We start from the raw sequence: 19,007 nt of genomic DNA on the forward strand, positions 1-19,007 counted from the left end.
GGGGTAAGCAATTCGGCAGATATGCAAGGTCGTGCAGCGGCGGTCTACGGGCTGGTCTTTCTGCTCGTCGCCGCGGGCGCGTTCACGTACGCTTCGGTCGCCGAGCCGCCAGAGCCCACGATGGACACCCCCGATCAATCCGTCTCGCAGGGCGAGGTGGTCACCCTGGGGGATCGGGAGTACGAACTGACTGGCTTTGGCAGCCAGCGCGGGCAGCCGACCGCCACGCTCGTCTGGACCGACGAGGATGCGCGCTCGCTCGAGGAGTGGACACACGCCGCGGAACCGGGTGGAACGACCGTTACCTACGAGAACGCCTCATACTGGGTCCGCATCCCACAGACTGCGTCCCCGAGCAGCTTCACGCTGCTCGAGACTCCCGCGGAGGGCAGCAACGTCTCCGTGTTCGGTGACGGGAACGGCAACTGGATCGTCAACGACGACGGCGAGTACGTCGACCTCGAGGACTACGAGGCCTTCGAGCGTGTCGAGGTCCAGAACGGCTCGATGCTGACGATCGGCTCCGGCAACGAGTCACGGGAGGTCCGCGTCGACGCCGTGACCAACGCGAGCGTCACCGTCAGCTGGTCGGATCCCAGAGAGGTCGAGCGGATCGCCCGCCAGACCTCCCGCTCGGAGATCAACGGCCAGAACCTCACCGTCCACATCCCCGGTGACGGCACTCTCGACGTCGCCACGTCCGAGGCCGGAATCGAGGCCTACCTCGAGAAGCACGACGACAAACAGGCCTTCGAGACCAGAATGGACGGGCTCACGATGGCGAGCGTGATCAGTCTCGTCTCCTTCATCGTGTTGATCGGGATGGCGTTCCTCCCGCGCAAGGAGTAGCGGCCGTTCGGGCGGTGGGCGGTTTCTCGGTCTTTTCTGCGTGCTTACTTCGACTACTCGGGAGATCAGTTTCGAGCTGTGGAGTGAGCTGGACAGCAGCCCGCTCCGGAAGCCCCCTCCCGCTCGACGGTGTACGCTCGCTGCGCTCCTCGCCTCCCTTCGGTCGGCTGTGGTGCTAATACCGACAGACTCGCTACGCTCGTCTGTCGAGGTTCGCCTCGCTTTGCTCGGCTCACCGTCGCCTACACCGCCGAGCGGTCGGCCCCTTCCGGAGCCCGCCCAGCGCCCGTCCCAGAGACCAAAGTGCGGCGGTTGTTCGAGTGTGCTTTGCACTGGGGATCACCCGCCGGCTATTGCTTCTTGGGCGATCCACCGGAGTGAAGGCCCTTCCAAAATCCACCGGGTGGGACTGGAAGGGGCCGACCGCTCGCGTTCGCTCGCGAAGCAAGCACCGTAGCGAGGGAACGAAGTGACCGAGCGAGGCGCGCAGCGAGCGAGCGGGCGCGAGCGGGAGGGGGCTTCCAGGCGGTTCGCCGTCCAGCTCACTCCGCGGTCAGCGATTTGCAATACCCAGTAGTCGAATCGATCACGAAATCGTCCGATGCAAGCAGCAAGCGAGCGGTGTTGCCGACGTAGCATTGAACCCCTTCCCCACCGACCAGCCCGTCGAATCTCGAAAGCGTCGGCGTTATCCGCTCGCGGCCGGTACGACGGGACAATGAGTCAGCAGTCGAGCGACAGATCGGAGGGTGACCTCCGTAACACGGGGATGTCGCTCAAACACGATCGGGAGTGGGATTACGAGCTGGAGCGGATCGAGGAGGCAGTCGTAGAGCGCGACGCCGACACTGTGGGCCTGCAGTTTCCGGAAGGGCTGAAACGCCGCGGCCCCGCCGTCGCGGACGACATCCGGGAGCTGATCGACGAGGACGTCACCGTGATGCTCTCCGGGCAGCCCTGTTACGGCGCCTGCGACCTGGACACGTTCCTGATGAAGCGCTCGGACGTGTTCGTCCACTTCGGTCACTCGCCGATGAAGGAGTCGGAGAAGATCATCTACGTCCCGCTGTTCTCGAACGTCGATCCGTTCCCGATCATGGAGGAGTCGCTGGCGGAGCTCGAGGATCCATCGGAGGATCCCGACGTCGGGCTCGTGACGACGGCCCAGCACATGAACCGCTTCGACGAGATGCGCGAGTGGCTCGAGGAGCGAGACTACAATGTCCACGTCCGTCGCGGCGACGACCGGCTGACCCACGAGGGGCAGGTGCTCGGCTGTAACTACGCCTCCGCGGACGTCGACGCCGAGCAGGTACTCTACGTCGGCGGCGGGAAGTTCCACCCGCTCGGGCTCGCGATGGAGCACCCCGAGAAGACCGTCGTCATCGCCGATCCCGTCAACAACGTGGTCACGGTCGCCGACACCGAGCAGTTCCTGAAGCAGCGCTACGCCTCCGTCCACAAGGCGATGGACGCCGAGAAGTGGGGCGTCATCTACTGCACCAAGATCGGGCAGGGTCGCTGGGAGCAGGCCGAGGCGATCCTCGAGGATAACGACGACGCCTACCTCATCACGATGGACGAGGTCACCCCCGATCGGCTCCGGAACTTCGACATGGACGCGTTCGTCAACACCGGCTGCCCGCGGATCACGACCGACGACGGCCCCCAGTTCCACAAGCCGATGCTCACGCCCGGCGAGTACGAGATCGCGGTCGGCAACGAACCCCTGGACTCGCTGTCCTTCGACACCTTCCACGGCACCTGGTGAGCGGGGCTATCTGCTCGATCGCTCGGTACCGTCACCGTCTGCAGCGCTGTTGCTGCCTGGGATTCGCCGGCTTTGGTAGGTCTCGTGCGTAGACGGCGGATCGACCGCGCCGCGATCGCGTCCTCCGGATCGATCTGCGGTCGCGAACAGCTGGTGGATCGCGACGATGACGAACGGGCATCCGAGCAGGCCGAACAGGGCAACTGCCACCACTCCCCAGTCGAACATACGTCGGCCTGGCACCGGATGGTCGTTGTTACGAGCCGGCTGGCCGCAGTAGGAGCAGCCTGCGGGAGTGAAACGTTCCTCGTGCGCGTATAGCGTCCGACCTCGCGGCTATGGAATCTGCTCCCTCGCAGATCTCGGTGCTATCGAATTTCTATGCCATCGAATCTCTGTGCCATCGAATCTCCGCGCTACCGGATCGTCGTGATCGATGGCCGCGTCCGGACCAGGACTAGAGCACAGGCACGCGGATCAGTTGTTGCGCCGACCGCCACCGGGAATGTTCCGACGGGGCTGGCCGGTCGTCGACGGCGTCGTCTCCTCGCGGGAGTCGCTGCGCTTGAAATCCCGCCTGGCGAACCACGAGAGGACGCCGTAGGCCAGGAACGGTGCGACGAGCAGTCCGAACAGCACGACGCCGAGTGCGAGTTGATCTTGCATGGTTTCACGCCACCTCGTATAATTACACTATATAGTAGGACATTATTAAACTCTTCGGAGGGTAACTTCTTTCGATAGCTCAAGGGAATCCATCCCGCGTCGTGGGTATCGGCTCCTCCGGTCGTCGCTACGCGTGGTGCAAACCGACGAGGCTGCTGGCGATTTCGGCTTCGATCGCGACGGATGCGATACGGACCGCCCACGTACGTCTGGCAACGCAGGCTCAGTTCGCGCAGGGATCAGGGTTCCGCGGGGGCAGTGCTCACGACCGTGATCCGGTCCGGGAGAGCTCCCGCTGCTCGCTCTCGAAGGGCGCCGCAGCCGTCCGCACCGATCCGCGACTCATCAGGTAGCCGTCGACGAGTCCGCCCGCGTGCGGTGGCGCATCCTGAATCCAGACCATGTGCTCGCCGTCGTCGGACAGCACCCGGGCCCACTCCTCCGCCGCCTCGCGATCGTCGAACTCGTGACGACCGCCCTCGCGGTTGACCGTCTCACCGACGGCTGCGTTGTGGCGACGCGCGGCGGGTTTGATCTCGACGAGGTACATCGTGCGTTGGTAGGTCGTTCGCGCTCGGTGCTCGGCTGCTCGAATTCTGGCTGCTCAGCTCCGTGGGTCGGCGTTCTCGCGAACCCACGCCACGAGCTCGTCGCCGTCGGCCTCGACGCCCTGCCGCGAGAAGAACGCGGCGACGTTCTCGCAGTCCCTGTCGAGGAACTCCTCCGCGTTCGGGTGGTGGATCGTGACCGCCTGGCCGACGTCGATGACGACGAGCTCGCCGTCGTGAACCAGAAGATTGTACTCCGAGAGGTCGCCGTGGACGAGCCCCGCGTCGTAGAGCCGGCGCACGTACTCGCGCACGACCTCGTAGGCGGTCTCGGGGTTCTCGACGTGGACCTCGTCGAGGCGACGGCCCCGCTCGCCGTCGGCGCCGACGAACTCCATGATCAGGACGTTTCGCTCCACGGCGATCGGCGTCGGTACCCTGACGCCGGCCTTGCGGGCCCGTTCGAGGTTCGAGAGCTCCTTACGCGTCCACGCGAGCACGATCTTCTTCTTGTCGCCGAGCTCCTCGAAGCGCGGATCGCCGACGAGGTACTCGCTCATGTCCTGGAAGTTCGAGGCGTTGATACGGTAGACCTTCACCGCGACGGCGAGCTCCTCGGTTGGGTCCTGGTCCTCGCGGCCGCGCTGGCGAGCGGAGCCCTCGATCTCGCCGGCCGACTGGATCGGTGCGGAGACGTCCTCGGCGGCGAGCACGTCGCGAGCGCGGTCGCCTGCGAGCGCTTCGTAGACGTTCGCCTCCTTGCCGGTGGAGATCGGACCACCGAAGGCCGCGACGTAGCCGTCCTGGACCAGCTTGTAGAGCGCCGCGAACGTCGCGTCGTCGAAGACGGAGTCCTCGACCTTGAACTGGTCCGCGTCCCGGATGCGCTCGCGGAACTCGTCGAACTCCCTGTCCCGCTCTCGCGCGATGCGATCGGCCTCGGTGTCGCTGACGTCCAGCTCCGGCCACTCGTCGCCGGGGGACTCGGATTCCTCGGGATCCACGAGGCCGAATTCGCCTGTCATCTGCGAGCGAGTACGCGACCGGCACGGAAAGTGCTGGCGACGCGCGGTCCACGCCGGCCGTTCCGTCTCGACCCGCTGCCCGTTCGGTCCTCCTCGACGGTGTGTGGGCGCACGTTCCCACCGGACTGACGTAGCTGGGCGTCGAAGCGACCCGCATGCGCTCCGAGGAGGAGATCCGCGAGCAGTACGAGTACCTGTCCGAACAGCTCGAAGACGACGACATGCGTCACGAGGGCGTTCGTGAGCTCTTTTCGCACTACAAACGGGCGATCGGCTGGGTGCTCGAGGAGGAGCATATCTGAGGCCGGCGGACGAACCGGCAAATTCGCCCTGCTTTCACAGCCCGCGTCGGGTAGGCTCGGGCTACTCCGCCCGATTGCTTCGATACGTTTAAGGGGAAACGGCAATTTGCCTCAGGTGACGCTTCGCTTTGGAGGGCCGAAGCGTCAGCGGGGACCAATTCAGGGCGGCAAACGGCCGGATTTTTCGTCCGGCCGTTTCCTGCTTTCTGTTTCACTGTACGCGACTAGCTTGGTTCGTAGCGACGGCCGTCGGTGATTCGGACACGCTCCCGTTCTCGATCGGACGCTGGACGCCCATCCAGCAGCAGCGTCAGTGTCCGTCCACGGGAGCTCTCGATCGATTCGCCGCTTGCCTCTGTCCAGTTCGGTGTCGATGCTTCCCAGTTGCTCACTCTACGCCGATTCCTGATCGGCCGTTGACGCAGTACCGTACCGGACAGTCCGCCAGTGAGGTGCGCGGATATGCTGGAATGCTGATGAGCGTCTGACGCCGGCCGTACTGGTGATAGAACGGCAGTACTGGACGCTACAACAGCGGATTCTCCCGGGTAGGGCCCCCGATCCGTCGAAAGCCGATATACTTATTTCATTCCGACAATAACTGGTGATCGAACCCACCTCATGTACGATCTGACAGGATTCCAGCGCGACCTCCTCTACACGATCGCAGGCAAGGAGGAGCCACACGGCCTCGCCATCAAGGACGAACTCGAGGACTACTACGAGAAAGAGATCCACCACGGCCGGCTCTACCCCAACCTCGACACGCTCGTCGACAAGGGGCTCGTCGAGAAGGGCCAGCTCGACCGCCGGACCAACTACTACATGCTCACCAGCCGCGGCACGCGCGAGATCGAAGCCCGCCGCGAGTGGGAGGATCAGTACGTCGATCTCTGAACCGGCCCGCCAGAGGAGGCTCCATCGCGCTTCGGTGACCGCTTTCGGTCGCTTCCCTACGTAGTCGTCTGGCCTTTCTCACTCACTACTCACTCACTTCCCACTTACACTTTCACTCACACATTCTCTTTCGATAGCGTTTTCGAGCGAGCCACCGCCAGCGACCACATTGACAGGCGACGCCACTCACGGGCGACGTCAGTTCCGAGCGACGCAGCTCCCGGCCGACGTCACTTCCGCGACGCACCGTCCGAGTGCCCCGACGATCCCGATGGATCTCGGTCTCGGACCGTTCACCGTCTCGATCCGCACTACGATTAAGTAACGCCCAACCGTACCGCCGCTGGTGTCGTTCGTCCTCCAGCTCGGGAGTGTGCCGCTCGAACAGCCCGTGGTTCGCCTCGTGCTCGCCACTGCCCTCGGGCTGTTCCTCGGTCTCGAACGGGAGTGGTCACAGAAAGCAGCCGGCGTGCGGACCTTCGCGCTGATCAGTCTACTCGCCGCGACGTTCGTGCTCCTCGAGCAGCCGATACTCCTCGCGCTCGGCGGCGTCCTCGTGCTCGCGCAGGGTACCGTGCTCTCGGTTCGCGGGTTGCTCGACGGGGATCGGGGGCTCTCCTTGACCACGTGGGTCGCGATGTTCGTCGCCTACGCCGTCGGCGCGCTCGTCGCGGCCGAACTCGTCCTCGAGGGCGTCGCCGTCGCGGTCATCACCTCCCTGTTGCTCGTCGAGAAGCGGGAGCTCCACTCGATCGCTGGCGGGCTCACGCGGCCCGAACTCCGCTCTGCCTCGGAGTTCGCCATCCTGGCGTTCGTGATCTACCCGTTGCTTCCCCGGGGCTCCGTCGAACTCGCAGTCCAGTCGGTCACCGTGACGCTCGAGCCCCGGGTCGCGTGGCTGATGGTCGTCACCGTCGCCGCGATCGGTATCGTGAACTACGTGATCGTGACGACGTACGGCGGCCGCGGCGTGGCGATGACGGGCTTTTTCGGCGGACTGGCCTCCTCGACGGCCGTCGTGGGGTCGATGATCGACTACGTCCAGCAGGAGTCCGACGCGCGGGGCTACGCCGTCGCCGCAATCTTGCTCGCGACCGCCGCGATGGCGATCCGGAACCTGGCGATCGCGCTCGCGTTCACGATCAACCAGGGGCTGCTCCTCGACGTCGCGGCCCCGCTGCTCGCCATCGTCGTCGCCGCGTTCGTGCTGGCCGTCCGCTCCGCGGCGTGGTCGGACTCGGTCGAGTTCGAGCTCGAGAGCCCCTTCTCGGTCCGGAACGTCGTCGGCTTCGGGGCCGTCTTCGCGATCGTCCTCGTCGCCGGCTCCGCCGCCGAACAGGAGCTCGGCCAGCTCGGGTTCTACGCCGCGACCGCCGCGACCGGGCTCGTCTCCTCCGGCGGTGCGACGACCTCCGCGGTCATCCTCTATCGCTCCGGAACGATCGGGGCCGGTACCGCGACGATCGGCGTCCTGCTGGCGACCGCCGCCTCGATCGTGGTCAAGGCAGTGCTGACTGGCGTCGGTGGCGATCGCGCGTTCGCGCGGGCCGTCGCGATCCGCTCGGCGCTGGTGCTCGCGGTCGCGACCGCGGCGACGCTGATCGTCGTGCTCTGAGCGACCGGTCTGTCCATCGGATCGGCTGTCTGTCCACGAGTGCGCCGCTACGCCCTCCCCCGGATTTTTCACGGTCGTCCGTAAACGAAAACCATGGACCGCGAGACAGCGACGCCGACCGACGAGGGAATCCCCGGGGAGCGCGCGGCCGAGTGGGTCGAGGCCCACCACGCCCACGCCGCGCCGTCGACGTACGTCTACGAGTTCGTCTGGGACCACACCGCGCCGGCGAGCGGTCCCTTCTGCACCGACGTGGACGGCAACGTCCTGCTGGATTTCACCGCACACGTCGGCGCGGCACCGCTGGGCTACGACAACCCCGCGATCCGCGAGCGCCTCGACGCGCTCGACCTTCCCGAGCCGGCGAAGATCGCCGGCCAGGACTTCTACGTCGCCGGCGGGAGCGGCTCCCCAGCCGATCCCGAGTTCCCGGGGCCGACCCAGCTCCAGGATCGGCTCGCGGACAGGGCCGGCCACTACGGCCTCGACACGGTCTTCCTCTCGAACTCCGGCGCGGAGGCCGTCGAGAACGCGATCAAGATCTGCTACGACGAGACCGGCGGCCACCGCGCGATCACCTTCGAGGGCGCCTTCCACGGCCGGACGCTCGGTGCACTATCCCTGAACCGATCCAAACACGTCCAGCGCCGCGGGTTCCCCGACGTCGGCGGGGTCGTCGACGCGCCGTTCTGCGACGACGCCGGCGACGACCCCGCGAACTGCGACTGTGGGTTCTTCGTCGGTGACGGCGGTGGGAGTCGCGTCGTTGGCGACGGAGACGGCACCGCCACCGCCGAATCGGTTCTCCGCCGGAAGCTCGATCCGAAGACGGGCCACCTTCCGCCCGAGGAAGTGGCCTACATCATCGTCGAACCGATCCAGGGCGAGGGCGGCTACCGCATCCCCTCCGATCCCTTCCTCGAGGAGCTCGCCGACCTCGCCGACCTCCACGACATCCCCCTCGTCGTCGACGAGATCCAGTCGGGCATCGGCCGTACCGGCGAGTTCTGGGCTGTCGATCACGGGCCGATCGACCCCGACGTCATCGCTGCCGCGAAAGGACTCCGCGTCGGCGCGACGATCGCCAGTTCCGACACGTTCCCCGAGACCGAGGGGCGGCTCTCCTCGACGTGGGGTGCCGGCGATATTCTCGGCGCGCTCCAGGGCGTGTTGACGCTCGACGTCATCGACGACGAGGATCTCCTCGCGAACGCAACGAAGCGCGGCGAGCAGTGTCTCGACCTGCTCGACGACGCCGATCTGCCGGGTGCCGTCGACGCGCGCGGGCGTGGACTCATGCTCGCCGTGGAGTTCGACGGCAAGGAGCGCCGCGACGCGGTCGTCCGCGAGTGCTTCGAGCGCGGACTGCTCGTGCTGGGCTGCGGGCACGAGACGATCCGGCTCCTGCCGCCGCTCGACGTCCGCGAGCGGGAGATCGCGATGGGCGTCGAGCTGTTCGCGGAGGCCGTGCAGTCGGTCGCGGGCGTGCGTGAGGAGTGACGTATCTCTCCAGGCTGGAGCGGATCGTTGCGATCGATTCGACTACTAGGGAGATCAGTTTCGAGCTGTGGAGTGAGCTGACAGCAGCCCGCTACGGAAGCCCCCTCCCGCTCCAGTCGGCCCCTTCCGGAGTCCCGCCCAGCGCCCGTCCCAGAGAGCGAAGTGCGGCGGTTGTTCGAGTGTGCTTTGCACTGGGGATCGCCCGCCGGCATCCGCCCGCTGGGCGATCCACCGGAGTGAAGGCCCTCCCAAAATCCACCGGGTGGGATTGGAAGGGGCCGACCGCTCGCGTTCGCTCGCGACGCCAAGCACCGTAGCGAAGGAGCGGAGCGACTGAGCGAGGCGCGCAGCGAGCGAGCGGGCGCGAGCGGGAGGGGGCTTCCAAGCTGTCTGCTGTCCAAGTCTCACCGCAGTCAGCAATTGATCTCCCTAGTAGTCGAATCGATCACGAACTATCTATCCACGACCTACCCGACCCACGCCAGTCTGCATTCAGAACTGATACCGTCGATCGTCGTTCTCGGCGGGCTGCGGGAACTGGTCGGCGCCGGTCATCTCGTCGTAGGTCATCCCGGAGAGATACTCGTCGTAGGTGACGTCGTAGGTGCTCCGGAGGTGGAAGTCGAGCCGCCCGGACTCGACGGTGGACTGGAAGAACAGGTGGAGTGCCCGCTTGACGATCTCTTCGGAGTCGTCCGCGTCGAGGGCCGCCTGGAGCATCGTCAGCTCGCGGCGAGTCTCTTCGTCGAGGTCGAGCGTGAGGTCGCCTTCGAGGTCGTCGTAGGTCGATTCTACGTCGGCGGTGAGGTCGTCGAGGCTCATGGCGTGAGGGAACGCCGCGGCGGGGAAATGGGTTTCGTGGTGATACCGGGACTCGCCGCTGTGGTCGCTGCGATCGGGATTCTCTGCTGCGACGAAATCGTTCGCCACGACGTCGCTCGCAGTGAAACTCGCTCGCGATAGACGCTGTTCCGGCGATCCAATCGCCGGTCGGACCATTCTTCCGGGCGGCCCGACCAATCATTCCGCATGACGATCATCGGCTACGTCGGTCCCAGCGACACTGCCGGGTGGCGGGTCGTACGCACTGTCGGACGGAGCGGACCCGCGGGGGCCGAGCGATGAAGCTGAGCGCCGTCCCGTGGGGGTTCTTCCCGGAGGCGTCGACCGCCGAGCAGATCGAACGGATGGCCGCGGCGGGCGTCGATGCCGTCGAGCTGCTGGATCTCGGCGAGCTATCACCGGGTGAGGCCGCCGATCACGCCGCCGATCACGGCATCGAGATTGCGGTCCTGCAGGGCGTCGGCGAGACGGTCACCATCGACGACGCGACGCCGGCGATCGCCGACCCAGGCAGCGTCGAGCAGTCGATCGCCGACCTCGAACGATCGATCGAGATCGCGACGGCGGCAGAGGCCCGGAACGTCCTCCTCCTGGTCGGCCAGCGCCAGCCCACGCTCGGCCGGCACGAGCAGCGGAGCGCGATCGTCGAGGTGCTTCGCGCGGTCGCGCCCGCGGCTGCGGACGCGGGCGTCACGATCGTTCCAGAGGTGCTCAACGCCGTCGACGACCATCCCGGCTACTTGCTCACTGATCCCGGCGAGGCGTACTCGATCGCCGAGGCCGTCGACAGCTCCGCCGTCGGCTTCCTCTTCGACGTCTACCACCACCAGCGCCAGCACGGAAACGTGCTCTCGACGATCGAGGCCACGCTCGATCACGTCGAGCACGTTCACGTCGCGGACGCGCCCGGTCGGAACGAGCCTGGAACTGGCGAACTGGCGATCGAGCGGATCCTCCGGGAACTCGATGCACTGGACTACGACGGGTACGTCGGTGCGGAGTTCGACGCGACCGGTGATCCCGACGAAGCGCTCCGGGAGATGGTAGAGCTGGTGCCCTGAGCGGCGGCGATTGCGCTACAGCGTCCGTTCCATCTCGAACTCGCCGCGGTGCCGGTCCGTGACTTCGAATCCGACGGTCCGATAGAGCCGCACGGCGATCGTGTTCGAGGGTTCGACGACGAGTCGGACTCGCTCCAGCCCGACTGCTCGACCCAGTTCCAGCAGGCAGCGGACGATCGCCGTGCCGATCCCAGCGGACTGGTACTCGGGGTGGACGAACACGGCGAGCTCCGCCGTGTCGTCGTAGGGGAGCAACACTGCGTGGGCGACCGCGGCCCCGTCGTGCCACGCGACGAGGTTGTGCCCTTCGAGGAGCTCCTCGATCCACTCGGTCCTGCGCTCGGCGGACCGGGGTGGGATCCCCTGGGCCCGCGACTCGTCGCCGAACTGCTCGTAGAGGGCTTCGAGCGGCGCCGGATCGCCGTCGTACACTTCGATCGAGTGATCGCGCCCCTCTTGATCGGTGAACGAGTGCGGCGGTTCGGGGAACGCCGCGTCGCGGGTCCCGGTCGTGGCCATGGCTGGATGTCCGTCGTCCCGACGCTTATCCCTCGCTCTGGTTCTCGGTAGCTGGGAGTCCGACTCGCTAAGCGACCGTGGCCACGGGACGTTCGACGTGGCAAATCGCTCTCTCCTCTCTCTCTCTCCTCTCTCTCTCTCCTCTCTCTTACTCACTCGCGCTCTCTCGAAAGCGTCCTGCAGCGCCTCAAATCAGTTCGTGATCCGTCGATGGTGACCGCTACGCGCCGGACTGCGTCGCGAGCGGCTCGCCGCAGTAGTCACAGTCGGGGCGGTCGGCGGGGACCCGGGCACCGCAGTCACTGCAGTTCGTCCGTGGCGGGTCCTCGCCTCCGGCCTCTCCCCCGAACTGCCTTTTGTAGCTCCGATCACGATCATGGCGAGCGCAGTCCCGATCCAGAGAATCGGATGGAACGCCGCCAGCACGCTCGAGATGAACGGCCCGACCAGTAGCATGAACCCGGCGACGAGGAGAGCTAGTTCGTCGGCACCGTCGGGGGTGGTCTCGCCCATGCTCACGGCGATCGATCGCCGCCCTATTGGATTTTCCCCTGGAAATGGCGACTGTCCACTCTGGGCCAGTACGGTGGGGCCGCCGTCACGCTGCCCTCTCCGACGATCTGGCTGCCGTCCACCGCTATCCGGCTGCATCCATTCGCTATCTGGTTGCAATCTACGCCCGATCTGCTGACGTCCACCCGCCACCTGCCTGTCCCCACTCGCCGCCGACGCGCCACGCAGTCACACACCGCGTACGGCCGTCTCGACCCCTGCCACACCGCGACACTCCGGGATCGGAAGCGGCACCCTTTTAGTACCGGATCGAAAACAGATCGCTACAGTCTAGTGGCGAGGCGTGGAAGCGTCACGGCATGCACGTCAGCGTACTCGTGCCGTCGTCCCTCGCCCGGGAAGCCGAGGACAAACGCGAGGCAACTCGCAAGCTCGGCTACGTCGCCCGCGCGGCGACGATCTACCGGGTGGATCGCCTGGTCGTCTTCGACGACCCGGCGGGCGAGACCGGCTCGCTGGACGGCGGGTTCGTCCGTACCGTGCTGCGGTACGCCGCGACGCCCCCGCACCTCCGAAAGGAGGCATGGGGGCAGCGGGACGAACTGGAGTTCGCGGGCGTCTTGCCGCCGCTCCACGCCTCTTCACGGACCGGCTCCGGATCGAGCGGTCCGGGGTCGTTGAGACAGGGTATCGTGACCGAGGTCGGACCTGAGGGGCGCGTACGGGTCAATTGCGGCTTGCAACACCCGATCTCACTCCCGGCTCCCAATGAACGGGACGTCGCGGAGGGGGAGCGCGTGACCGTCAGGGTCTCTTCGCGACGACCGGTCCGCGCCAAGATCGTCGACGAGCCCCTCACGGGCTTCGAGGTTCATCGCGCGGACCTGCCGACGGCCATCGAGGATTCCGGATCGACGTGTCGCATCGCGGCCTCCCGCCACGGGACGCCGCTGACCGCGCCACGACTCACGGACCTGGTCGGACGCATCCAGGACGAGGGGCTGACCCTCGCACTGGGAGCGCCCGCCCGGGGCCTGCCGGAGATCCTCGACGTCGACGCCGATTCGGTCGACGACTCGCCAAGCGCGCTTGCGCGTGGGATCGAGTCGTCAGGCGACGCGGACGTCGGACCCGCGACGGGCGGGTTCGACTGCTGGCTCAACACGATCCCGAACCAAGGCAGCGAGACGGTGCGAACGGAGGAGGCTCTGTTCGCGTCGCTCGCGACCTGCACGCTCACGGAGTGACACAATGCCACAACCCAGCCGACCACGCAAAGGCTCGATGGGGTTCGGTCCACGCAAGCGCGCGACCTCGGAGGTCCCGCGTTTCAACTCGTGGCCGGACGCCGATGGACAGCCGACGCTGCAGGGCTTCGCCGGGTACAAGGCGGGCATGTCCCACGTCGTGGTGATCAACGACCAGTCTGGCTCCCCCCGCGAAGGGATGGAGGAGACGGTCCCGGTCACCATCGTGGAGACGCCGCCGATGTACGCGGTCGCGCTGCGAGCGTACGAGGACACACCATACGGACTCCGTCCGACGACGGAGGTCTGGACCGACGACGCGCGCCCAGAACTCGAGCGGGCGCTCGACGTCCCCGAGGGACACGACCTCGAGGCCCAGGCCGAGGAGCTGCGCGAGCTCGCCGCCGACGGCGAGGTCGCCGAGGTGCGGGCGATCACCCACACCTCCCCCGGCGAGCTTCAGGGCGTCCCGCGGACGACCCCCGACGTGATGGAGACCCGGATCGGCGGCAGCTCGATCGACGAGCGCGTCGACCACGGGCTCGATCTGGTCACCGAGGGCGGCGAGCACTCGATGACCGACGTCTTCCGCACCGGCGAGTATCTCGACGTCGCGGGCGTCACGAAGGGCAAGGGCACCCAGGGCCCGGTCAAGCGCTGGGGCGTCCAGAAACGCAAGGGGAAGCACGCACGCCAGGGATGGCGCCGACGCATCGGCAACCTTGGCCCGTGGAACCCCTCCCGCGTCCGCTCGACGGTGCCCCAGCAGGGACAGACGGGGTACCACCAGCGGACCGAACTGAACAAGCGCCTCGTCGACGCCGGCGACGACGAGGTCACGCCCGACGGCGGCTTCGTCAACTACGGCGAGGTCGAGGGCAACTACGCACTGGTCAAGGGCTCGCTGCCCGGTCCGGACAAGCGGCTCCTCCGCTTCCGACCGGCAGTCCGCCCCGGAGACCAGCCGCGCCTCGACCCCGAGGTGCGCCACGTCTCGACGGCATCCAACCAGGGATAATCTATGACGACAGTACACGACCTGGATGGCGAGGCCGCGGGCGAGGTCGAGCTACCGTCGGTGTTCGACGCCGACCACCGGCCCGACCTCATCAAGCGCGCCGTCCTCGCCGCACAGGCAAACCGGAAACAGGACTACGGTGCCGACGACTTCGCTGGCCTCCGCACACCCGCGGAGTCCCAGGGGAGCGGTCGCGGCATGGCCCACGTGCCCCAGCAGAACGGGCGGGCTCGCCGCGTTCCCCAGACCGTCGGTGGCCGTAGCGCACACCCGCCGAAAGCGGAGAAAGATCGCGGTCTCGACGTCAACGACAAGGAGCGCCAGGCGGCGACCCGCTCGGCCATCGCGGCCACCGCGGACGCCGACCTCGTGCGCGAGCGCGGTCACGAGTTCGACGACGAACTCGAGACGCCGATCGTCGTCGACGACGAGTTCGAGGACCTCGTGAAGACCCAGGAGGTCGTCGCGTTCCTGGAGGCAGCGGGCCTCCACGACGACATCGTTCGGGCCGACGAGGGTCGCACCGTTCGAGCGGGCCAGGGGACGACCCGTGGCCGCCGGACGCAGGAGCCCAAGTCGATCTGCTTCGTGACCTCCAGCGACGCCGGTCCCTCGAAAGCCGCCCGCAACCTCGCGGGCGCCGACGTGGCGACTGGCGACGAGGTCAACGCCGAGGACCTCGCGCCCGGGACGCACCCGGGCCGGCTCACGGTGTACACCGAGGCCGCTCTCGAGGAGGTGAGCGAGCGATGAGTTCCACGCAGTCCGTCATCAAGCACCCGCTCGTCACCGAGAAGGCGATGAACGACATGGACTTCGAGAACAAGCTCCAGTTCGCCTGCCGTACCGACGCCTCGAAGCCGGAGATCGCCGAGGCCGTCGAGGAGCAGTTCGAGGTCGACGTCACGTCGGTCAACGCCCACGTGACGATGGACGGCTACAAGAAGGCGATCGTCGAGCTCAGCGAGGATCACGACGCCGACGAAGTCGCCTCGCGAATCGGGGTGTTCTGAACATGGGACGACGCATTCGCGGACAGCGGCGAGGTCGGGGCGGCCCAACCTTCCGGGCTCCCTCCCACCGCTACAAGTCCGACAAGCAACACAAGAAGAACGAGGACGGCGACCTGGTCAGTGGCGAGGTCGTCGACATCGAGCACGACCCGGCGCGATCCGCGCCGATCGCCCAGGTCACCTTCGAGGACGGGGACCAGCGGCTGGTCCTCGCCCCCGAGGGCGTGGCCGTCGGCGATCAGATCCAGGTCGGCATCTCGGCGTCGATCGAGCCCGGTAACACGCTCCCACTGGCGGAGATCCCGGAGGGCGTGCCGGTCTGTAACGTCGAGTCCAACCCCGGCGACGGCGGGACCTTCGCGCGCGCCAGCGGCGTGAGCGCACGCGTGGTCACGCACGATCGAAACGTTACGGTCGTCCAGCTGCCAAGCGGCGAGGTCAAGCGTCTCGACCCCGACTGCCGCGCCACGATCGGCGTGGTCGCGGGTGGTGGCCGGACGGAGAAGCCGATGGTCAAGGCCGGCAACAAGTACCACAAGGTAAAATCGCGCGCGATGACCTGGCCGCGGGTCCGTGGCGTCGCGATGAACGCCGTCGACCACCCATTCGGTGGCGGCGGTCGACAGCACCCGGGACGCCCGAAGAGCGTTTCCCGGGACGCACCGCCGGGCCGCAAGGTCGGCGACATCGCATCCCGCCGGACGGGACGGGGTGGTGACGAATGAGTGAAACAGGCTACAGAACCGGTCACGAGGGCGAGTTTACCTTCCGTGGCCACACGCTCGATGAGTTGCAGGACATGAGCGTCGAGGACGTCGCGGAACTGCTCCCCGCCCGACAGCGGCGAAGTATCACGCGCGGGCTCTCCCCCGAGAAGCAGAAGCTCCTCGAGGACGCCCGCGAGGCCGAGCCCGAGGAAACGGCCCAGTCGCCGCTGCGAACGCACCTGCGCGACATGCCGATCCTTCCCGAGATGGTGAACCTCACGTTCGCCGTCCACGACGGGCAGGACTTCGAGCGCGTCGAGGTCGAGCCCGAGATGCTCGGACACTACCTGGGCGAGTTCCAGCAGACCCGGGGCAAGGTCGAGCACGGTCAGGCCGGTATCGGTGCGACTCGATCGTCGAAGTTCGTACCACTCAAGTGAGGTGATAGGATGGGAATCAGCTACAGCGTGGACGTAGACCCGGACGCGACGGCGAAAGCGATGCTCCGGGAGCGTCAGATGAGCCAGAAGCACAGCAAGGCGATCGCCCGCGAGCTCAAGGGCAAGACGGCCGAGGAGGCCGTCGACTACCTCGAAGCGGTCATCGCTGGCGAGCGCTCCGTCCCCTTCCGGGAGCACAACAGCGGCGTCGGGCACCGATCCGACATCGACGGCTGGGACGCCGGTCGCTACCCCGAGAAGGCCAGCGAGGGCTTCCTCGACCTGCTCGAGAACGCGATCGCGAACGCCGAGCACCAGGGATTCGAGGGCGAGACGATGGAGATCGCCCACGTCGCCTCCCACAAGGTCGGCGAGAGCCAGGGCCGCAAGCCCCGAGCGATGGGCCGTGCGGGCGCCTGGAACACCCCGGAGGTCGACGTCGAGCTCGTGCTCGCGGAGACCGTCGAGGACGAGGGAGGTGACGCCTGATGGCGGACGAACACCAGTTCATCGAGGACGGCCTCCAGCGGAGCCAGATCGACGAGTTCTTCGCCGAGGAGCTGGGCCGCGCCGGCTACGGCGGCATGGACGTCGCCAAGACGCCGATGGGCACCCAGATCGTCCTGAAGGCCGAGAAGCCCGGTATGGTGATCGGCAAGGGCGGTGAGAACATCCGTTCGATCACCACGACCCTCGAGGAGGAGTTCGACCTCGAGGATCCCCAGATCGACGTGCAGGAGGTCGACGAGCCGGACCTCAACGCCCGGATCGTCGCCGACCGCCTGGCGAACGCCCTCGAGCGAGGGTGGTACTTCCGGAAGGCAGGCCACACGACGCTCGAGCGGATCATGGACGCCGGCGCGCTCGGTGCGGAGATCGTCCTGTCGGGGAAGGTCACGGGCGCCCGCGGGCGCGTGGAGAAGTTCTCCGACGGCTACATCAAGCACAACGGCGAGCCCGCAGAGGAGGTCGTCGACCACGGCCAGGGCGTCGCCGTCATGAAGCTCGGCACGATCGGCGTGACAGTCAAGATCATCCCGCCGGGTGCAGAGCTGCCCGACGACTTCGAGATCGCCGAGGGCGCCTCCACCGAGGGGCTCGAACCCGAGGAGGCAGAGGCCGGCGTCGAGGAGCTGCTCGAGGAGCCCGACGAGGACGACCTCGAAGAGCTCGAGGAGGCCGCACCCGAAGACGACGCAACCGAGGTCTCCGAGGCCGACCTCCCCGAGGAGGAAGTCGTCGAAGAGGACGAGGAGTTCGAGGACCCCGAGATCCCCGATGACGACGACGTCGCCGAGGAGCTCGAGGAACTCGAGGAGTCCGTCGAAGAAGATCTCGACGAGGACACCGAGGCGGAAGCCGAGGAGCTCGTCGAAGAGATGGAGTCCGAGGAGTCGGCCTCCGAGGAGGCCGACGACGAGGACAGTGCGACGAGCGAGTCCGACGAGGCTGACTCCGACGACGACGATCCCGAGGACGCCGACGCGGACGACGAGTCCGACGATGGAGGTGACGAGGAATGACCGAGATTCACCCTGTCGAGGTCCGCGACATGACGCCCGCCGAGCGGGAGGCCGAGCTCGAGGAGCTCCAGACGGAGCTGCTCAACGCGAAGTCCGTCCAGGCAGCGGGTGGTGCCCCGGACAACCCCGGCCGCATCAAGGAGCTCCGGCGTGCGGTCGCCCGGATCAAGACGATCCAGAACGAGGAGGGAGACCTCGACGAATGAGCCTGACGCCCGCGTCGCTTCCCCGACACGAGCTGGTCGGTCTACCCGTCCGGGTAGCCGACGCCAGCGATTCCGGACTGACCGGGATCGCCGGCCGCGTCGTCGCCGAGACGACGTCGACGCTCACGATCTGCGGCCACCGCGAGGGGGCCGCCGGTGGGGAGCCGCGGGATCGTCAGGTTCCAAAGCGCGGGACGACGTTCGAATTTGCGCTCACAGATGAAACTGCCGACGGCGCGAGCCCACCCGCGGCGGGTGCCCGCAAGGGGTCGGGGACTGCGTTCAAACTGGCTGCCGACTCCGCGGCGGCTGGCGAGAGCGTGGCCCACGTTACGGTGGATGGAGCGCGACTCCACGCGCGACCTGCGGAGCGGACGGAGACACGGAGTGATTCCACATGGCGATAGGACTAGACGTATCAGCGCCTCCGGAACCAGAGAACCCGGAGGACTACGACTACGAGACGTGCCCGTTCCACGGCGAGCTCTCCGTTCGAGGACAGATCCTCGAAGGGGAGGTCGTCTCGACGGACATGGATCGGACCGTCGTCGTCCAGCGGGAGTACGACGTCCCGGTCGAGAAGTACGACCGGCTGATGAAGCGTCGCTCCCGGATCCCGGCCCACGTGCCGGGCGTCCTCGAGGGTATCGAGGACGGCGACACGGTCCGGATTGCAGAGTGTCGACCGCTTTCGAAGACGAAGAGTCACGTGGTGGTCGAAGTAATCGACGGAGGTGACGCCTG

Annotated in this window: 23 protein-coding genes and 1 pseudogene; 18 read left to right on the forward strand and 6 right to left on the reverse strand. The window is 67.0% G+C overall.

Annotated features, from left to right (window positions below):
• The first annotated feature begins 21 nt into the window (after positions 1-21).
• The gene (locus tag ACZ5KP_RS11460) at positions 22-849 is read left to right on the forward strand and encodes a hypothetical protein (RefSeq protein WP_460921244.1); all 828 of its coding nucleotides are present in this window, start codon (positions 22-24) and stop codon (positions 847-849) included.
• A 718-nt stretch (positions 850-1,567) separates the two neighbouring features.
• Positions 1,568-2,620: a diphthamide biosynthesis enzyme Dph2 gene (gene dph2, locus ACZ5KP_RS11465; RefSeq protein ID WP_460921242.1), complete on the forward strand. Its 1,053-nt coding sequence runs from the start codon at positions 1,568-1,570 to the stop codon at positions 2,618-2,620.
• A gap of 477 nt (positions 2,621-3,097) precedes the next feature.
• Here dph2 and ACZ5KP_RS11470 read toward each other — a convergent pair whose 3' ends face one another.
• The 3 genes from ACZ5KP_RS11470 to rio1 all read right to left on the reverse strand — a co-directional run bounded on the left by ACZ5KP_RS11470 (position 3,098) and on the right by rio1 (position 4,859).
• Positions 3,098-3,286 (reverse strand): hypothetical protein, encoded by a 189-nt coding sequence (locus ACZ5KP_RS11470; protein WP_460921237.1) that lies wholly within the window; start codon positions 3,284-3,286, stop codon positions 3,098-3,100.
• A gap of 262 nt (positions 3,287-3,548) precedes the next feature.
• Positions 3,549-3,836, reverse strand: coding sequence for a DUF8081 domain-containing protein (locus ACZ5KP_RS11475; RefSeq protein WP_460921234.1), 288 nt, complete (start codon positions 3,834-3,836; stop codon positions 3,549-3,551).
• 54 nt (positions 3,837-3,890) lie between these two features.
• On the reverse strand, positions 3,891-4,859 hold the full coding sequence (rio1, locus tag ACZ5KP_RS11480) for a serine/threonine-protein kinase Rio1 (protein WP_460921231.1): 969 nt from the start codon (positions 4,857-4,859) through the stop codon (positions 3,891-3,893).
• 155 nt (positions 4,860-5,014) lie between these two features.
• Here rio1 and ACZ5KP_RS11485 point away from each other — a divergent pair, with 155 nt between their 5' ends.
• The 4 genes from ACZ5KP_RS11485 to ACZ5KP_RS11500 all read left to right on the forward strand — a co-directional run bounded on the left by ACZ5KP_RS11485 (position 5,015) and on the right by ACZ5KP_RS11500 (position 9,173).
• Entirely contained in the window at positions 5,015-5,161 is a 147-nt protein-coding gene (locus ACZ5KP_RS11485; RefSeq protein WP_460921228.1) for a hypothetical protein, read from the forward strand.
• Between the two features lie 621 nt (positions 5,162-5,782).
• Complete coding sequence (locus ACZ5KP_RS11490; RefSeq protein ID WP_248516669.1) at positions 5,783-6,058, forward strand: helix-turn-helix transcriptional regulator; 276 nt, start codon at positions 5,783-5,785, stop codon at positions 6,056-6,058.
• A gap of 346 nt (positions 6,059-6,404) precedes the next feature.
• Positions 6,405-7,673 carry an MgtC/SapB family protein gene (locus ACZ5KP_RS11495; RefSeq protein WP_460921226.1) on the forward strand — a complete coding sequence of 423 codons (1,269 nt, stop codon included), beginning with the start codon at positions 6,405-6,407 and terminating at the stop codon, positions 7,671-7,673.
• A 93-nt stretch (positions 7,674-7,766) separates the two neighbouring features.
• The gene (locus ACZ5KP_RS11500; protein WP_460921224.1) at positions 7,767-9,173 is read left to right on the forward strand and encodes an aminotransferase class III-fold pyridoxal phosphate-dependent enzyme; all 1,407 of its coding nucleotides are present in this window, start codon (positions 7,767-7,769) and stop codon (positions 9,171-9,173) included.
• 492 nt (positions 9,174-9,665) lie between these two features.
• On the opposite strand, the gene ACZ5KP_RS11505 is transcribed toward ACZ5KP_RS11500, so the two are convergent.
• A complete protein-coding gene (locus tag ACZ5KP_RS11505) occupies positions 9,666-9,995 on the reverse strand; it encodes a hypothetical protein (RefSeq protein WP_460921221.1) in 330 nt (109 codons plus the stop codon).
• 299 nt (positions 9,996-10,294) lie between these two features.
• Between ACZ5KP_RS11505 and ACZ5KP_RS11510 the strand changes: the two genes are divergently transcribed.
• Positions 10,295-11,077 (forward strand): TIM barrel protein, encoded by a 783-nt coding sequence (locus tag ACZ5KP_RS11510; protein ID WP_460921218.1) that lies wholly within the window; start codon positions 10,295-10,297, stop codon positions 11,075-11,077.
• Between the two features lie 15 nt (positions 11,078-11,092).
• Here ACZ5KP_RS11510 and ACZ5KP_RS11515 read toward each other — a convergent pair whose 3' ends face one another.
• Positions 11,093-11,596 carry a GNAT family N-acetyltransferase gene (locus tag ACZ5KP_RS11515; RefSeq protein WP_460921216.1) on the reverse strand — a complete coding sequence of 168 codons (504 nt, stop codon included), beginning with the start codon at positions 11,594-11,596 and terminating at the stop codon, positions 11,093-11,095.
• A gap of 192 nt (positions 11,597-11,788) precedes the next feature.
• On the reverse strand, positions 11,789-12,109 hold the full coding sequence (locus ACZ5KP_RS11520; protein ID WP_460921214.1) for a hypothetical protein: 321 nt from the start codon (positions 12,107-12,109) through the stop codon (positions 11,789-11,791).
• A 359-nt stretch (positions 12,110-12,468) separates the two neighbouring features.
• Between ACZ5KP_RS11520 and ACZ5KP_RS11525 the strand changes: the two genes are divergently transcribed.
• The 11 genes and pseudogenes from ACZ5KP_RS11525 to ACZ5KP_RS11575 all read left to right on the forward strand — a co-directional run.
• Positions 12,469-13,356, forward strand: a complete 888-nt coding sequence (locus ACZ5KP_RS11525; RefSeq protein ID WP_460921212.1) for a putative RNA uridine N3 methyltransferase — start codon at positions 12,469-12,471, stop codon at positions 13,354-13,356.
• Between the two features lie 4 nt (positions 13,357-13,360).
• Positions 13,361-14,374: a 50S ribosomal protein L3 gene (locus tag ACZ5KP_RS11530; RefSeq protein WP_460921210.1), complete on the forward strand. Its 1,014-nt coding sequence runs from the start codon at positions 13,361-13,363 to the stop codon at positions 14,372-14,374.
• A gap of 3 nt (positions 14,375-14,377) precedes the next feature.
• Positions 14,378-15,127, forward strand: coding sequence for a 50S ribosomal protein L4 (gene rpl4p, locus ACZ5KP_RS11535; RefSeq protein WP_460921208.1), 750 nt, complete (start codon positions 14,378-14,380; stop codon positions 15,125-15,127).
• Positions 15,124-15,387 (forward strand): 50S ribosomal protein L23, encoded by a 264-nt coding sequence (locus ACZ5KP_RS11540; RefSeq protein WP_460921206.1) that lies wholly within the window; start codon positions 15,124-15,126, stop codon positions 15,385-15,387. The genes rpl4p and ACZ5KP_RS11540 overlap by 4 nt, the downstream gene beginning before the upstream one ends.
• A 2-nt stretch (positions 15,388-15,389) precedes the next feature.
• Positions 15,390-16,112, forward strand: a complete 723-nt coding sequence (locus ACZ5KP_RS11545) for a 50S ribosomal protein L2 (protein ID WP_460921204.1) — start codon at positions 15,390-15,392, stop codon at positions 16,110-16,112.
• The gene (locus tag ACZ5KP_RS11550) at positions 16,109-16,534 is read left to right on the forward strand and encodes a 30S ribosomal protein S19 (protein ID WP_460921202.1); all 426 of its coding nucleotides are present in this window, start codon (positions 16,109-16,111) and stop codon (positions 16,532-16,534) included. Before ACZ5KP_RS11545 ends, ACZ5KP_RS11550 begins: the two co-directional genes overlap by 4 nt.
• Positions 16,535-16,543: 9 nt before the next feature.
• Positions 16,544-17,023, forward strand: a complete 480-nt coding sequence (locus tag ACZ5KP_RS11555; protein ID WP_460921200.1) for a 50S ribosomal protein L22 — start codon at positions 16,544-16,546, stop codon at positions 17,021-17,023.
• Positions 17,023-18,057 carry a 30S ribosomal protein S3 gene (locus tag ACZ5KP_RS11560; protein ID WP_460921198.1) on the forward strand — a complete coding sequence of 345 codons (1,035 nt, stop codon included), beginning with the start codon at positions 17,023-17,025 and terminating at the stop codon, positions 18,055-18,057. Before ACZ5KP_RS11555 ends, ACZ5KP_RS11560 begins: the two co-directional genes overlap by 1 nt.
• On the forward strand, positions 18,054-18,263 hold the full coding sequence (rpmC, locus tag ACZ5KP_RS11565) for a 50S ribosomal protein L29 (protein WP_460921196.1): 210 nt from the start codon (positions 18,054-18,056) through the stop codon (positions 18,261-18,263). The genes ACZ5KP_RS11560 and rpmC overlap by 4 nt, the downstream gene beginning before the upstream one ends.
• Entirely contained in the window at positions 18,260-18,670 is a 411-nt protein-coding gene (locus ACZ5KP_RS11570; protein ID WP_460921194.1) for a ribonuclease P protein component 1, read from the forward strand. Before rpmC ends, ACZ5KP_RS11570 begins: the two co-directional genes overlap by 4 nt.
• A pseudogene (locus ACZ5KP_RS11575) lies at positions 18,661-19,005 on the forward strand (30S ribosomal protein S17); the annotation flags it as partial. The gene ACZ5KP_RS11570 and the pseudogene ACZ5KP_RS11575, both read left to right, overlap by 10 nt.
• Between the last annotated feature and the right edge of the window lie 2 nt (positions 19,006-19,007).

The organism is Salinarchaeum chitinilyticum (assembly GCF_055390775.1).